Source organism: Paraburkholderia hospita (assembly GCF_002902965.1).
In the GTDB taxonomy this organism is placed as follows: Bacteria; Pseudomonadota; Gammaproteobacteria; order Burkholderiales; family Burkholderiaceae; genus Paraburkholderia; species Paraburkholderia hospita.
Genome location: NZ_CP026109.1, coordinates 450,270 through 464,856 on the forward strand (window position 1 = coordinate 450,270; position 14,587 = coordinate 464,856).

Consider the following 14,587-nt stretch of genomic DNA (forward strand, 5'->3'; position numbering starts at 1 on the left):
CGAGCCTGCGCGATCTCGATCACAAGGGTACTTACGACGGACCTGACGATCTATTTGGGGAGATGAGCCCGTCCTGCCCGAAGTGTGGTGCCTCGCTCACGCCGAGCCATATTTCTTCACAGACGCTGCGAGGGTTTGCGTCCCGCGGCGAGCGTGCGATGTCAAGTGTTGTGGGTGCAGGTTCTCGCCTGTGATAAGACGGGACGCTCGCTTTGTAGGAAGTACACGCCGGCGGATCGTCGCCGTTATGTAGTTGAAGCAAATAGAACGCGCGACATTTCATTCGCCGCGCGATGCGCACAACGACCCCGCGTCAGATGGCCCTTCACGGCGTCGACCGTGAGGTCGAGGAGGGCAGCGACGCCGCCTCGGACATTGCCGACCCTGCCAGCCCTGCCCCCGTGTTGATGCGCGAGGAAGCGGTCAAGACCGCGGTGTCGCGCTTTGCGGCGCTCCCCACTCTCCAGCGGAGCGTCGCGTCATCTTTAAGGACGTGCGTTGGCCGATAGAGCATGTTCTCCGGCCTCGGCCTGGTGAGGAATCCATTTGCGATTCGTTCTGGCGTCAAGGTGAGTCGCGCTCCATCTCGACTTCTGCCCGCAGACTTTCTGCATCGCGATAGATAGAGGCCGCGGCGACGACACGTCCGTCTCGCTTGTAGCGCAACACACAGTCGCGTCCTGCAATATTGCCGTCAACCGAGATCTCATCCCAGCTGTCCGCGTGCCCGACATAGTTGATCGGGACATCGTAGTGCTGGCTCCAGAAGAATGGCACGGCGTCAAACTTCTCATGTCCGCCAATCAAGTTCATCGCCGCCGTTTGTCCCTGGCGTTGAGCGACAACCCAATGCTCCACGCGAATGGCCGCGCCGCTGTGCGGATCCGGCCAGCGAGCGATGTCGCCAGCAGCGAAGACGCGAGGCGCGCTTGTCTGCAAGCAGGCATCGACCATCACGCCGCGGTCGATCGCGAGGCCGGCTTGCTCGGCCAGCGCCAGGCGTGGCCGCACGCCGACGCCGACGACCACCAAATCGGCCTCCACGTTGCCGCCCGCTTTAAGCGATACCTGCTGCGTGTCGATCGCGCTGGCGGTGTTCCCGAGGTGGAAGACGACGCCGTGTTCCTGATGCAACCGCTGCAAGAAGTCACCCATCTGTGGCCCAAGCACACGTTCCATCGGACGCTGCTCTGGCGCCACGACGTGTACTTCTAGTCCACGCGCGCGCAATGACACCGCCACTTCCAGTCCGATGAAGCTAGCCCCCATCACGACCGCGCGTCGCGCGCTCGCCGCGCGAGCGATGATGGCGCGGCAGTCGGCCAGCGAGCGAAGGGTATGCACATGCGGCAAATCCATGCCGCGGATCGGCAAGCGAACCGCTTCGGCTCCCGTGGCTAGCAGTAAACGGTCGTAGGGCACCTTGCTCCCATCCGCGAACTCCACTTCCTGCGCGGCGACGTGAAGGCGTACGACGCCGGCCTTCAGCCGCAGATCAATGCGTTGATCTGCGTAGAAAGCGTCGTCGCGAAGCGGCACCCACTCCTCAGGCGCGCTGCCGGCCAAATAGTCCTTGGAGAGATTTGGCCGGTCCACGGGCGGCGCCTCGTCGTCGCTCAGCATCGTGAGACTGCCCACGTAGCCGAGGCGCCGCAGACGCTCAGCAGCGGCGAAACCTGCAGCCCCTGCGCCGACGATGACGATCTTCTGTGGCGCTCCGGCCGGCGCGGACACCGAACCGGCAGGTGGAGCTTTTTTGTGCAGAACGACAACCTTGTCGCCCCGAACCTCCGTGGACCAGCACGCGACAGGGCTCAGAGCCGGAGCCCGCACCGCTTCCCCCGTGCGCAGGCTGAAGCAGGCGTGATGCCATGGGCACCGTACCGTGCCCCCGACGATCAACCCTTCGGCGAGCGGGCCGTGGTAGTGAGTACAGGCAGCGTCAATAGCGAAGAATTCATCACCGAGCCGTGCAATCAGCACCGCGTCATTACCGACGTGACCTGACAACAGGCCAGCTCCGCCGAGCGATTCGATGGGCACGCCCTGCGCCAGATCAGGACCGCTTTCATTCGATGTATCACTGCTCATGTCGACCTCCGTGGGCGCTTGACCCCGGTAGCAAGGGCGAGTAATCGCCCCGGGGCGCTGATGGCGACCGACTGCCATAGCCGACCGGCCGGCTCGGTTTCATCGGAGCGCCTCGACACCCGACGTCGCAGGTTACCGGCTGGATCGGTCACCCCGGCGCGATTACCCGCGTGCCGAGAACGTTGCCACCACCGAGCGGATAAATCCAACGGCCGCCGGCAGCGCATGCACGACCACCAGCGCCCTGGGCAGCCACCGCTTCTTCCAATGGTAGCCCAGGTTCATCGGGACACCGCCACCGGCGGCAACCACAAACAGCACCGTGGCGTAGATCGCCAAGCTCGGCAGGCCGACCGTTGCTGCAGCGTAGATCGGCGGCGTCACGGCGATGCCGCGAGGAAACCATGCAGCATTGCGAGCGATGTGGGCGGATAGTCCTTGCCAGCAAAGCGGACCACCACGCTGATGGCCAGAAGTCCATAGCAGTCGTCCGTACCCTATCGAGTCCGACGCTCAACGAATGGCCGCTCATGAGCGAAGCCAGGGACCGGATTCGACCGGGTGTGTGAAAACGCGTTGATCGCCTATATTTAGTCAACACGTTTTCCGATGGTGGCCCATGAAGCGATTCATCGAAAGCGCGGCTCGAGAGCAAATCGCGTTGCTACCTGAGTCTCTCGACGATTACGTCGACGCCGAGAACCCCGTACGCGTGATTGACGTCTTCGTCGATGAGCTTGATCTGGTGAGTCTTGGCTTCGAGCGTGCTTCGCCCGCCTTAACCGGCCGACCGTCATATCACCCATCTACCTTGCTCAAACTCCACATTTACGGGTACCTGAATCGGCTCCAATCTAGTCGTCGTCTCGAGCGAGAAGCACAGCGGAACCTCGAGCTGATCTGGCTGACGGGCCGCTTGACTCCAGACTTCACGACCATCGCTGATTTCCGAAAGGACAACGGCGATTCGATCCGCAAGGTCTGTCGGGAGTTTGTATTGCTTTGCCGGCGGTTGAAACTATTCACAGATGCTGCGGTTGCCATCGATGGCAGCAAATTCAAAGCGGTGAACAACCGCGACAAGAACTTCACCGACCGCAAAATCCAGGCTCGAATGGAGCAACTCGAGCAAGCCATCGCACGCTACATGAACGAACTGGATCGCGATGAGAGAAGATATCGACGAATTTGACGCATATCTGAACCATCTGGCGCGGGCGTTAGAGCACGCCGATCGCCATGCGGGCCTCAAGGGCTACTGTTCGGGTCTGGTATTGCCGTTGTCCCGTAAGAGCGTCGAGCCGATGGCCGCGCATATTGACCCACTGCACGCGAGTGCGAAGCACCAGTCACTCCACCACTTTGTGGCCAAGGCAGAATGGTCTGACCGGGCGGCCTTGCAGCGGGTCCGCGAATGGGTGAAGCCCGCGTTAGACGCGCACGCTGCTGAAGGAACCGGTTGCTACTGGATCATTGACGACACCGGTTTTCCAAAGAAGGAGCATCATTCGGTCGGGGTGGCACGTCAGTACTGTGGGCAGCTCGGCAAACAGGACAACTGTCAGGTCGCCGTGAGCCTGTCGATCGCGACGCAACGCGGCAGCCTGCCAATTGCGTGGCAGCTGTAGGTCCCCAAGGAATGGATTGACGACCGCGAACGTGCTCGTCGTGCGCGCATTCGCGACGATCTGGCCTTCGAGACCAAGCCCCAGATTGCGTTGGCCCAACTTCGCGAGGCTATAGCATCCGGCGTCGCACCGGGCATCGTGCTGGCCGGTGCTGGGTACGGCGACGAAACCGCTTTCCGGGATGGCATAACTGAACTGGGCTTGTTGTACGCGGTAGGGATCCGGCCTGGCACCTCTGTGTGGGCTCACGGTACGGCGCCACTTCCGCCCAGGCCCTGGAGCGGGCGCGGCAAGCCACCGACATTATTGCGCCGTGCGCCCGGCCACGAACCGCTCGCGGTGAAGGAGCTGGCCATGCAATTACCCAGGAACGCCTGGCAGACCGTAAGCTGGCGGGAAGGTAGCAACGCAGCACTATCCTCACGCTTTGCCGCCGCGCGGGTTCATCCCGCACATCGCGATTATTGGCGAAGTACCGTTCGCGACGAAGAATGGCTGCTTATTGAATGGCCTGATGGCGATACGGAGCCGCTCAAATACTTTCTCACTACCGCCCCCGAGGGGGCGACACTTGAGCAGCTTGTGCTCGTGACCAAGATGCGCTGGCGCATCGGGCGCGACTATCAGGACCTGAAACAGGAGTTCGGGCTCGGTCATTACGAAGGGCGAGGCTGGCGTGGCTTTCACCACCGCGCCACACTGAGTATCGCTGCATATGGATTTCTGATGGCTCAGCGACTCAGGATGCAATCAGATGTGCGCGATAAAAAAACTTCCTCGAACGCGCGCTGCCTGCACTTCCCCCGGATTACATCCCACGGGGCAGTCCAGCGCGCTCAACGCCACGTTCCTGATTCCATTTCCACGTTGCGTATCCTGCTTGGACTACGGCCCATGCAACGATCGCACTCTTCCTGTACGGTAATAGACTGCGCAACTAATTATGAGAAGACTAACGACCAGAAAGAAGTATTTGGTTTCAGACGCTACTGCGGACGTTGTCCACGCGGGACCGCTGGCTACCAGGCACGCGAGGGGCTGCGCCGATCCGAGACATTCACGTGAACCGGCAGTTGGGACGAACAGCACTTCAACAGCCGCATCTCCAGGAATGCGTCAGCGTTTTGAGCGAGAGCACAGCGCGAACACCTTTCATCCTGTGACTCATAGACGATCGTACCGTGCAGTTTTTGACCTAGCCCTTTCGGAACGTTTTCGGGTCTTTCAGCGGACGCTTGCCGTCGATGATCGCCTTCGCTTCATCAATCGCTGCATCCAACGCCCAGTCTTCTTGACGATACCCCTCTTCCTCGAGGCATTGAACGGGGATTTGCATGGGTTGCTCTGCATCAAATTCGCGAGGGATAAGCACGAAACCGTTGAATCCGAATATTTGCAAGTGCTCGCCCCCGACGCCTTGTTTCGCAAACGTTCGAACCAGGTACTGAAATCCGTTGTACGTGTTCTCAGCGTGGGTCATGTCAATCTCCATCATCATTCAGGAAGACTCTCGCAGCATGAACATTGACACGAACAAGCTGCGTGAGATTGCCAAGCGCGCGACGCCGGGACCGTGGAAATGGTGGACTGGTAATAGCGCTAAGCGCCTCACTGCGGGGCGCGGCCCCGACGGCGGCGTACTGCATACGACTATGGTACGCCGAGACCATGCCGACGTCGCTTGCGGCGTTGCCCACGTGGACCACATATCAGCTGTCGACCCTACAACGGTCCTGGCCCTGCTCGATCAGGTCGAAAGGCTTCAGTTTGAGAATGCGCAACTGTCGGCGCTCATCGACATACCCGAGTTGCACGACCTCGCGAAGTCGGTCGTGCTCGAGGCCACTCATCAGTAAGCCGTGTTTTCGGTTGGTGTCACAACCCAATGAGATAACCCCACGCCCGACAGGAATCGGGCCGGGTTGAGATCTACAGGGGCCGGGCTGGCACCTAGTCCTGGCCCAATAGCGGCAGGCTCATGGTCGTGTCGTAAGCGGTGAACATGACATTGAAACTAACGCTGATGCGCGAGCGGGCGTTCGTGTTCACACTGACACCGAATGTGGCAGCCAGGTGGTAAACACGAGCAAGGTCCCGTCGCTCACCGTCACCACCGCCTGGTCGGCGTTGTACGCCGTCAATTCGGTGACCGGCGGACGAATGGTGGCAGTCCGAGGGCGCGGATCGTGAAAATTGTTCGTGTCTGTGCCTGCCTACGTTTGCAGATAGGAGACGCCGCCCAGGAAATTGTTGGGATGGCTATGCGTGAGCTGTGCTTGGCGTGTGCGGTACCGGGACCCAGCACGTTGAGGATTACACACGAAGCGCGGAATGACGCTGCCCAAACGGATTCCGCTCGCCTGTGTGTGACCCAAAAACGGCAGTTTTCGAACCACGCCGGCAGGACTGAATTCGACCGATGAAAGTTGTGCCGCCGTTTAATTTAACTCCGGGACGACACGCCAGCCACCTCAAGCTCGACCTCCGCATAGTGGTCGAACTCCATGGAATACAGTCCGCGGCCCTGGGTGACCGAGCGCAATTCAGTAACGTAGCCGAACATTTCGGCGAGAGGCACTCGGCCGGCAATCGCTTCCACACCGCCCGGGCGCGGCGCCACCGCTTCAATCTCGGCGCGGCGGGCGCCGAGCTGCGCCAGCGCGACCCCAGTGTACTCAGTCGGCACCAGCACCTCGATGCGGAACATCGGTTCAAGCAGCACCATCCGCCCCTTACTGAACGCCGCGCGGCATGCCTGGATGGCCGCGGCGCGGTAAGCGAATTCGCTCGAATCGACAGAATGGCTGGAACCGCCTTCGAGACGCACCTCGATGTCGGTGACGGGATAGCCTGCCAGTGCTCCGATTTCGGCGGCATCGCGCACACCCTGCTCCACCGCCGGGATGAACTGGCGCGGCACAGCCCCGCCGGTGATTGCGTTTTCGAATCGCATGCCCGAGCCGCGCGCGCCGGGGTGCAGCGAAAGAATCACATGGCCGTATTGGCCATGCCCGCCAGTTTGGTGGACGAAACGCCCCTCCTCAGCCGCCACTGCGCGCGTCATGGTTTCCTTGTAGGCCACGCGCGGCCGCCCCATTTTCGCCGCTACACCGTATTCGCGCTCCAACCTGTCCAGCATGATTTCGAGGTGGAGTTCGCCCATGGCGGCAATCAGCAACTGGCCGCTGTCTTCATCGATGCTCAGTTGAAGGGTCGGATCCTCGTCGGTCAACTGGCGTAACGCCTCGGCCATGCGGCCATGCTCGGCGAGCGTTTTCGGCTCTACCGTGGCCCGCAGGACTGGCTCCGGGAAAGTGATTGTTTCCAGCGTTACGGGGCGTTCCGCGTGGCACAGCGTATCGCCCGTATAGATCTGATTCAGGCCGAGAAACGCACCAATTTCCCCGGCGTGCAGCGCCTCGACGTTTTCGCGGTGATTGGCATACATGCGCAGCAGGCGCCCGGCCCGCTCCTTGCGGTTACGGGTGGCATTGTGCAGCGCCATGCCGGCGCGGACCATGCCCGAATAGATGCGCGCATAGGCCAGGTGGCCGACGTAGGGATCGTTGACGATCTTGAAAACCAGCGCCGCGAGCGGTTCTTCGTCGCGCGGCGCCAGGCAGATCGTGAGGCCGCTGTCGGGATCGATTCCCTGTACCTCGCCGATATCGAGCGGTGACGGCAGAAAATCGACCACGCAGTCCAGCAGCGGTTGCACGCCGATATCCCGTAACGCGGCGCCACAGCAAACCGGAAACAGGCGATTGGCGAGCGTGGCACGGCGCAGCGCCGCGCGTAACGGCTCCGTCCCGATGTCGCCGCCGGCCAAATAAAGCGAGAGCAGTTCATCGTCAGCCTCGGCAACGGACTCGATCAGGCGCTGCCGCGCGACCTCGGCCGCCGCACGATATTCAGCCGGTACGGGACCGCATTCCGGCTTTCCTTCCTGCGCAGCCCCCCAGCGCAGCAGTTGCATCGACAGCAGATCGACCTCGCCTTCGAACGCCGCTTCGTGGCCGACAGGCATTTGCAGGCACGCCACCGGCACACCGAGGCGCTCACGCACGCTGGCCACCGCGCGTTCGAAGTCGGCCCCGATGCGATCCATTTTGTTAATGAAGCACAGCCGCGGCACCCGGTAGCGATCGGCCTGCCGCCATACCGTCTCGCTTTGCGGCTGGACGCCATGCACGGCATCAAATACCACCACGGCGCCATCCAGCACCCGTAGCGAGCGCTGCACTTCGGCGGTGAAATCGATATGCCCCGGGGTATCGATCAGGTTGATCATGCAGTCGCGCCACCGCGCGCTGATGGCCGCCGCCACGATCGTGATGCCGCGTTCGCGCTCCTGGACCATCCAGTCGGTCACCGTCGTGCCGCTGTCGACCGAGCCCAGGCGATGGGTACGTCCCGTGTGAAAGAGAATCCGGTCGGTAATGGTGGTCTTGCCAGCGTCGATGTGGGCAATGACGCCGATGTTGCGGATGCCGGCGATCGGCACGGAGGTTGCAGCCACAGGTCATCTCCTGGGGGCTATTGCAAAATGATATTGGCTGGCGCTCCGGCGCGGCCTTGCCATACTACCTGTACTGTTTGCAGCCGCGCCAGGCCGCCGGAACCGCCTCGCTTGATTTTGCAACAACCTCTCGATGCGGGTAGCCGAAACCATCGGGGGTACGCCATGGGCAGAAAGTTTTTTGTCGATGAATCAGGCCCGCACGTCGATGCGGTTGACGACCTGGTCGATCGCGTCCAGGTACCAGGCGTCTTGTTCCGCCCGTCTGCGCTCGGCCTCGCTCGACACCCAACCCTCGAGTGTCACCGTGTGGTTCAGCGACTTGATCGTGATCTGGTCGGCATCCACGCAGGGATCGATTTCCAACACCAGGTGTAGGGCGTCGGTGATTCCGTCGTCGTTGTCTTCCTCGGCTGGAAACACGTCCAGCAGGTTCACCACTTGGCGGCAACTGCCGGCCCACCAGGCGAACACCCCGGCCAGGCGTTTGTGGGACAGGCTGATCACTTGTCCCGTCAGCGTCACCACGCCGTGCTGAACGGTGACTTCGATGGCGCCGCTGCCATCGTCGTTACCTGCCGCGTCCATGGTGCCGCGCAGTATTTCCACCTGCCCCTTGACGCGCGCACAGATCACGCAGTTGCGAAAGTCCACGGCTTGCAAGTGCCGCTCGCACACACTGTCGCGCATGGCCCCGTCACCGAACGGCGACTCGACTCTCACGCGCAGGTGGTCTACCAACTCCGCCGCACCGCTGAGCGAGTGCGCCAAATGGATGATGCGCTTCCTGGATGCGATATCCGGCACCTCGCCAGCTACGGTCAAGGTGCCGCCGCTGAAACTCATATGGATGAGATGGTTTTGCAGGATCAGGTGCGATTCGCGCTCAAAGGCCGCCAGTACCTGCTTCAAGACTGTATCACTGCCTCGAATGATCCGCCTCGCGCAAAAAGTTCATGGCGCGGCTCACTCAATGGACCGCCTCGCGGACCTGGCCCACCTCGCAGTGCGCGGGTCCGGCCCCGCTTAGTCGATTATAGGCACTCAGTCGTATGCGATTCTCTGGGCTTGGGCTCGGGCAGGCTTTGTCACGACTGTGGCAACCGGGCACTACCTCGTACAGGCATTTCGCACCGGCAAAAGCCGCTTCGCGAAAAATCCTCGGGATTATCAGCGATGCGGTTTCTGTAACAGTCCGGTCGCCGCTGCATACTTCCACGGGTGAAAATGGCCGGCGCTGCGCCGACGCGTTTCCTATGATGGTTCTTGTGCCCCAGACCCTTGGGAAAGAGGGAGGGATGAGATGGAAGCGATTTAACCGCTGCACACCACAACGACGTGCATCGTCAACGAGCTGGAGTTTTTCGCTAGCGAATCCCACCCGCTCACGCAGGCCCAACTGAAGCAGTACTCGCGCCGCACAACGAAGCGCCCCGCTGCTCTGCTCCGCGATCCTCGTGTCGCTCCCGTTCATCGCTGAAGGCCTCTGCCGCCTCTTTGGTGCCTGGTAAGGCTCGCGTTCGTTAAATACGTCGCAGTGTCGACTTCGGCCCTCGCTGCTGTCGCCCTGCTTTGCGCAACCGTGCAGCAGTGGGATGCGAACGACGTCCGCGTCGCACGCATCTGCTATTCGAATCGCCGCACCTGATCCCGTAAAGGCTCACCAATGGACGATATCAACGCGTTATCTGCTCAGTAGTCCATTTTTCATTTGTAGCGGGATTCATCTCTGGGGTACCTTCAAGGAAGTGCCAGACGAGCCTGAATCGAAGCGCTAGGCCGAATTGCGAGTGCGGCGGCTCCCCCAAGCCTCGCGTTTTAGCGGGCGCAGTCCCGGCCCTCTCTTTTTCAGACGACTATCGAAGTTGTTGGATAGCGGTCTCAAAGAGCTGGATTGCGATCTTGGCCGTGCCTTCACGAAGTGCATGCCTGTGGTCTGTGGCAATCGACGTATCCGTGGAGGGCTCTTCGTACCACGCAGCGATGTACATCAATGAGCTGAAGATCGACTGTAGTCTCGGACGCCATCTACTTGTTCGCGTCGATCATGCAGTTCAGCCGCATCAGTCAGAAAGACGTTCAGAGTTTCAACGACAGCATCTGCGGCTTGCACATATTTAAGACTCTTAACGAGTCGAACCGTCGCTTGGAGTGCCGTCAAAAATCGTGTGTGCGCTTGTTCGTAAGTCATAGATGCCTCACCTGTGGCTCTGCGGAATGCTAGCACAGCGAGCCAACGCACCCGGCACTCAACAGTTCGGCATTGGCCGGCGAGGATATATGAGCAACTGGTTGATCAATGCCACTCCGGCGACTGCGGCGCGGTGCCGAAGCCGGTCCACGGAGACCAAATCATCGGCATATCAGAGCCATTTCGAGGAAGCCGTACGCGTACCTTATCACGACATGTTGTCGCACCACTCGATCGCCCAGCGCTGCGCCGCTTCGATTGCGTCCGCGTCGGAGGGGTAATCGCCGAGGTCACCCGAATACTTCACTTCGACGGCATCTCCGGCTGCCGACGCGCGCTTGTAGATCTTTGCGCGTGCGTAGTAACGGCCGCCTTCATCAAGAGGCGACACGTCGATGTGAAACTCCTTGTAGTCGAACTGCATGGCCGTCTCCGAAAAGGTGCTCCACTCGTCGTCGCGCTGGATAAACGGCGGGCGCCCCCCGGCGTCTGGACCTTGTTCACCGACTTGTTTCGGTAGTCACAGTCGCGACAAATGAAAAAAATCCACTTTCGTCGGTTTGGGCTATGACCTCATCGGAGGCAAATCGCGCACTGCAGTTTCGGCAAGTCCACATCGCTACCTCCTCCGCTTCGCCAGTTGCCGAAGCTCTGAGGGTTGGCGCGACAATTCAGGACGCTTGTTCTTTAAGCAATTTTTTAGCAAGCGCGCGCTGTATCTCGCGCCCGGTCCTCACGCGCGAAATCCAGTTCGGTTTCGTGCGGATCGTCCGATTCAGGTTCGGCACCCACTTCTCGCAGATGACCGATTCCGCGATAAGAGCCTGCAACAATCTTCATAACGCGAACTCGTGCGATGTGCGTGTGAGTTGCGTAGATCTCATCGTCCACGACGATCTCCTGTTCGCCTTTCAAGGAATCGTAGCACTTGGGAGTCAGCTATGAGGCGCGCGGGAAATGTGTGGATCAACGTCAAACTCCGCTTCGACCTGTTCCGCGGTGGCTGCACGACGCCCGTAGTCGCAAGGCCATCCGGTTCCCAGTCGTATCCGCTAGCCGTCTTGCTATCGGAGCCGCGCAGAACCAGAAACGCATGCATACCCTGTGCATAAGCCGGGTGACTCGGGATTCGCCCATTTACTTCAGCGATGACCTCCTCGGGCGAGATAACTGGCTTAGCCATGTTCGTCTCCATCGTGATTATCAAGGATATCCTAGCATGAGCGAGAACAGCAAAATCGAGTGGACCGACCACACCTTCAATCCATGGAAAGGCTGCCAGAAGGTCCGGCCTGGCTGCGACCACTGCGACGCCGAGACTCGTAATGCCGCTTCGCCGGGGGCACCGCGATCAACTGGGGACCAGGCGCACCGCGGCGCCGCACCTCGCCCGCAAACTGGCGCAGGCCGTTGCAGTGGAACAAGGCACACGCCGAGTTCTTCGCGAAGCATGACCGACGGCAGCGAGTGTTCTGCGCGTCACTCGCCGACGTGTTTGACAACGCGGTCGATCCGGAGTGGCGCCGCGACCTGTGGGACCTGATCAAACTCACGCCGAACCGGAACTGGCTGCTGCTCACGAAGCGGATCGGCAACGCCATGCGGCGGCTGCCATCGCACGACTGGTGCGCCGGCCGCGACAACGTCTGGCTCGGCCCGACGGTCGTCAATCAGGAGGAGGCGAACCGCGATACTCCGAAACTCATGCAGGTGAAGGCGCACGTGCGATTCCTGAGCTTCCCAAACCCGAGGCGGGTACGGTGTTCCTGAAGAAACGATGCTGGGGATGACGATGCGCTACAAGGTGAACGGCGGCGCCGTGATGACCGATATTGCATTGGTGCGAGCTCATGGCGTCTGGGGACGCCGTGTAGCGAGCCCGGTACTGAGCATGGTCCGGGAATCGTCGGTGACATTGGTGAGCGGCGCGAGCCGCATCCCGTTTGAGAGATCGAGTCGAATACGACGCTTCCCATGGCGCTGCCATCCATTAACAACAGTGAGACAGGCAATGGCGATGCGCAAGCGGGAAGAGAATCCCGAGGTATTTCCGAACGCAGCGGGCATTGATGTGGGCGGTTCCAGTCACTGGGTGACCGTCCCCGGTCAACGGCCGAGGAGCCGGTTCGGGAGTTCGGCACGATGACCGAAGACCTGAACGCGATGGCCGACTGGCTGCTCGCCTGCGGGATCGACACGGTCGCGCTCGAATCGACGGGTGTCTACTGGATACCGGTCTACGAAGTGCTGGAACAGCGCGGGCTGACGGTCTGGCTGTTCGACGCACGGCAGATGAAGAACGTGCCGGGTCGCAAAAGCGACGTGCGGGACTGCCTGGCTGCAGAAACTCATGAGCCTGGGGCTGCTGCGGGCGGCCTGGAGTCCGGGCAACGAGGTGTGCGTCGCGCGTGCGGTGACGCGCCAACGCGAGGTGCTGCTGATCCAACAGGCCAGCTGGGTGCAGCGTATGCAAAAGGCGCTGGTGCAGATGAACCTGCAGCTTGCCGAGGTGCTCAGCGACATCACGGGAACGACGGGACAGGCGATCATCCGCGCAATCGTCGCGGGCGAACGCGATCCGAAGGTACTGGCCAGCTTTCGTAACTCCCGGGTAAAGCGCAGTACCGACGAAATAGCAAAGGCACTGACGGGTATGCGCGAACACCTTATGCAGATCCTTGCAGCGCTACGCGACCACCAGAACCCGATGGACGTAGACCGTGCGCGCGCCGTCGCGCAGGTGGCAGGCGTGCTCGTCGACAGCGCCAAGGTCGAAGTCGACTACATCAAGGCGACGGCGCGACCGGCGATCCCTGTTCATTTCGCCGCTGAATAGCGACCCCGAACGGCTGCTCAACGGCAGCAAGGGCGACATCGAGCGCACGCCGACCGGTTTTGTTCATCGCCTCCGCGGCTGATCTATCCGCAAGGACAACGACAACCATGAAAGAACATCTTTCGATCGACGAAAAGCTGCAGGTTCTTCGCGACGTAGTGCGCGACTATGTGACGAGCAATGGCATGAAGCAAGATCGCGTGCTCGAGCTGATCGATGAACTCGAAGAGCAGATCGACCGCGAAGTTCGACGACGCGCGCGGCACCGCGCCGATGCCTAACGAGGAAAGCCCCGAATTCCACGCGGCCTGTTCCATGGCACTCAAGGCAGCGAGGCCGGCGTGGGACCGCGCGGCGTATTCATTGCTGGGTATCGCGCGCTGCGCGGCGTTCCCGTCGACGTCGGCTCGCCTATCACCCCTGTCGCTGACAGCGCAGAAAAAAGCCCCGCTTCCGACGGAAGCGAGGCAGCCGCAGACATTGCGAGGGAACGCAGACTGTCCGCTCATTCAAGCATAGGCGATGGATGTGCCGGTGTCGCGGAAGAATTGCCAAGCAGTCCAACGCGTGGATGCGACCGTTTCCCTGCCAATGGCGCGAAGCTGGGACCATACGACTTCGACGTGAATCTTGGCGAGCGCATGTACGTCGACAGTTCGGTGCAATACCGCAACGGAACCGTAACACTTGACGATCAAGCGCAAACCGCGAGAGGTCGCGGCATCCGCAGAGAAGGGAGATAAAGCGTGAGGACCGAGCAATCAGTCGCCGTCGCCCTTAGGCATGCTGTTGCAGTCGGCCATTGCTTCGTCCTCGGCTTCGGACAACGCAAGTTCCTCCGTGGGAAGCGGCCTTCCGTCCGTTCGACGAGGCATACCTCCGTCAATGGTGTACCACCAGAGCCATCCCTGTTTGTCGTCGCCGGTGACTTCAATGTGCACGCGGTGTCCGTTGATGATGTTGGTTCTGTAGGACACGCCGGTCTCCCAGTCGAATTTGGAGGAATCCTAGCATGACGGTCTACGTCGACGACATGCGCGCCGCCGAAGAGGTTAGCGCTACAGGGATGCTATTCGTCGATCCCGGCAAGATCTTCGATGCCCTGTTCGATGCGCTTCCGCGCTTCCATCATGGCTGCGTCAAGATCGGTTGCGGTAAGTGGAATTCAAGCCGTTACCTTTGAAGTCGGCCCCGTGGTGAACCCAAGCCTTATAGCCGAATTCGCCCGTCTGAGCCTTTGTCAAATTCAGAGTGACATGATAAGTGCGCTTCTCGCCGTGCGTGCGCGTGTATTCGAAATTCATGCCAGTCTCCGTCGAATC

At 60.8% G+C, this 14,587-nt stretch carries 11 protein-coding genes and 4 pseudogenes; 7 read left to right on the top strand and 8 right to left on the bottom strand.

Features of this window, described 5'->3' with window-relative positions; genetic code table 11:
• Nucleotides 1-564 precede the first annotated feature (564 nt).
• Nucleotides 565-2,091 carry an FAD-dependent oxidoreductase gene (locus C2L64_RS51110; RefSeq protein WP_090837622.1) on the bottom strand — a complete coding sequence of 509 codons (1,527 nt, stop codon included), beginning with the start codon at nucleotides 2,089-2,091 and terminating at the stop codon, nucleotides 565-567.
• Between the two features lie 162 nt (nucleotides 2,092-2,253).
• Complete coding sequence (locus tag C2L64_RS51115; RefSeq protein ID WP_090837619.1) at nucleotides 2,254-2,475, bottom strand: hypothetical protein; 222 nt, start codon at nucleotides 2,473-2,475, stop codon at nucleotides 2,254-2,256.
• Nucleotides 2,476-2,710: 235 nt separating this feature from the next.
• Between C2L64_RS51115 and C2L64_RS51120 the strand changes: the two are divergent.
• Nucleotides 2,711-3,268, top strand: a pseudogene (locus C2L64_RS51120) (transposase); the annotation flags it as partial.
• Nucleotides 3,258-4,573: pseudogene (locus tag C2L64_RS51125) on the top strand (IS701 family transposase). The pseudogenes C2L64_RS51120 and C2L64_RS51125, both read left to right, overlap by 11 nt.
• 341 nt (nucleotides 4,574-4,914) lie before the next feature.
• Here the strand turns inward: C2L64_RS51125 and C2L64_RS51130 are convergent.
• The gene (locus C2L64_RS51130; protein ID WP_090837616.1) at nucleotides 4,915-5,199 is read right to left on the bottom strand and encodes a hypothetical protein; all 285 of its coding nucleotides are present in this window, start codon (nucleotides 5,197-5,199) and stop codon (nucleotides 4,915-4,917) included.
• Between C2L64_RS51130 and C2L64_RS51135 the strand changes: the two genes are divergently transcribed.
• Nucleotides 5,198-5,575, top strand: coding sequence for an ead/Ea22-like family protein (locus tag C2L64_RS51135; protein WP_090837614.1), 378 nt, complete (start codon nucleotides 5,198-5,200; stop codon nucleotides 5,573-5,575). The two genes, C2L64_RS51130 and C2L64_RS51135, sit on opposite strands and share 2 nt — an antisense overlap.
• Before the next feature lie 587 nt (nucleotides 5,576-6,162).
• Here the strand turns inward: C2L64_RS51135 and fusA are convergent.
• From fusA to C2L64_RS54475, 4 genes are all read right to left on the bottom strand, one after another.
• The gene (fusA, locus tag C2L64_RS51140; protein ID WP_090837612.1) at nucleotides 6,163-8,238 is read right to left on the bottom strand and encodes an elongation factor G; all 2,076 of its coding nucleotides are present in this window, start codon (nucleotides 8,236-8,238) and stop codon (nucleotides 6,163-6,165) included.
• Between the two features lie 192 nt (nucleotides 8,239-8,430).
• Nucleotides 8,431-9,150: a BON domain-containing protein gene (locus C2L64_RS51145; RefSeq protein WP_322789398.1), complete on the bottom strand. Its 720-nt coding sequence runs from the start codon at nucleotides 9,148-9,150 to the stop codon at nucleotides 8,431-8,433.
• Nucleotides 9,151-10,637: 1,487 nt separating this feature from the next.
• A complete protein-coding gene (locus C2L64_RS51150) occupies nucleotides 10,638-10,853 on the bottom strand; it encodes a hypothetical protein (RefSeq protein ID WP_090837656.1) in 216 nt (71 codons plus the stop codon).
• 275 nt (nucleotides 10,854-11,128) lie between these two features.
• Nucleotides 11,129-11,320, bottom strand: coding sequence for a hypothetical protein (locus C2L64_RS54475; protein ID WP_167449629.1), 192 nt, complete (start codon nucleotides 11,318-11,320; stop codon nucleotides 11,129-11,131).
• A 328-nt stretch (nucleotides 11,321-11,648) separates the two neighbouring features.
• Between C2L64_RS54475 and C2L64_RS51160 the strand changes: the two are divergent.
• The 3 genes and pseudogenes from C2L64_RS51160 to C2L64_RS53950 form a co-directional block, all read left to right on the top strand.
• A pseudogene (locus C2L64_RS51160) lies at nucleotides 11,649-12,166 on the top strand (DUF5131 family protein); the annotation flags it as partial.
• A 274-nt stretch (nucleotides 12,167-12,440) separates the two neighbouring features.
• A pseudogene (locus tag C2L64_RS51165) lies at nucleotides 12,441-13,100 on the top strand (IS110 family RNA-guided transposase); the annotation flags it as partial.
• Nucleotides 13,101-13,372: 272 nt separating this feature from the next.
• Nucleotides 13,373-13,546, top strand: a complete 174-nt coding sequence (locus C2L64_RS53950; RefSeq protein WP_158660677.1) for a hypothetical protein — start codon at nucleotides 13,373-13,375, stop codon at nucleotides 13,544-13,546.
• Between the two features lie 480 nt (nucleotides 13,547-14,026).
• Here the strand turns inward: C2L64_RS53950 and C2L64_RS51175 are convergent, their stop codons facing one another.
• Nucleotides 14,027-14,242, bottom strand: coding sequence for a hypothetical protein (locus tag C2L64_RS51175; RefSeq protein ID WP_090837607.1), 216 nt, complete (start codon nucleotides 14,240-14,242; stop codon nucleotides 14,027-14,029).
• 35 nt (nucleotides 14,243-14,277) lie between these two features.
• On the opposite strand from C2L64_RS51175, the gene C2L64_RS53955 reads away from it, so the two are divergent.
• On the top strand, nucleotides 14,278-14,448 hold the full coding sequence (locus tag C2L64_RS53955) for a hypothetical protein (RefSeq protein WP_158660678.1): 171 nt from the start codon (nucleotides 14,278-14,280) through the stop codon (nucleotides 14,446-14,448).
• Nucleotides 14,449-14,587 lie beyond the last annotated feature (139 nt).

Excerpts from the sequence above, each read along its gene's own strand:
- C2L64_RS53950 (WP_158660677.1), top strand. The coding sequence starts at position 13,373 with ATGAAAGAACATCTTTCGATCGACGAAAAGCTGCAGGTTCTTCGCGAC.
- C2L64_RS51110 (WP_090837622.1), bottom strand. The coding sequence starts at position 2,091 with ATGAGCAGTGATACATCGAATGAAAGCGGTCCTGATCTGGCGCAGGGC.
- C2L64_RS51130 (WP_090837616.1), bottom strand. The coding sequence starts at position 5,199 with ATGACCCACGCTGAGAACACGTACAACGGATTTCAGTACCTGGTTCGA.
- C2L64_RS51135 (WP_090837614.1), top strand. The coding sequence starts at position 5,198 with ATGTCAATCTCCATCATCATTCAGGAAGACTCTCGCAGCATGAACATT.
- C2L64_RS53955 (WP_158660678.1), top strand. The coding sequence starts at position 14,278 with ATGACGGTCTACGTCGACGACATGCGCGCCGCCGAAGAGGTTAGCGCT.
- C2L64_RS51150 (WP_090837656.1), bottom strand. The coding sequence starts at position 10,853 with ATGCAGTTCGACTACAAGGAGTTTCACATCGACGTGTCGCCTCTTGAT.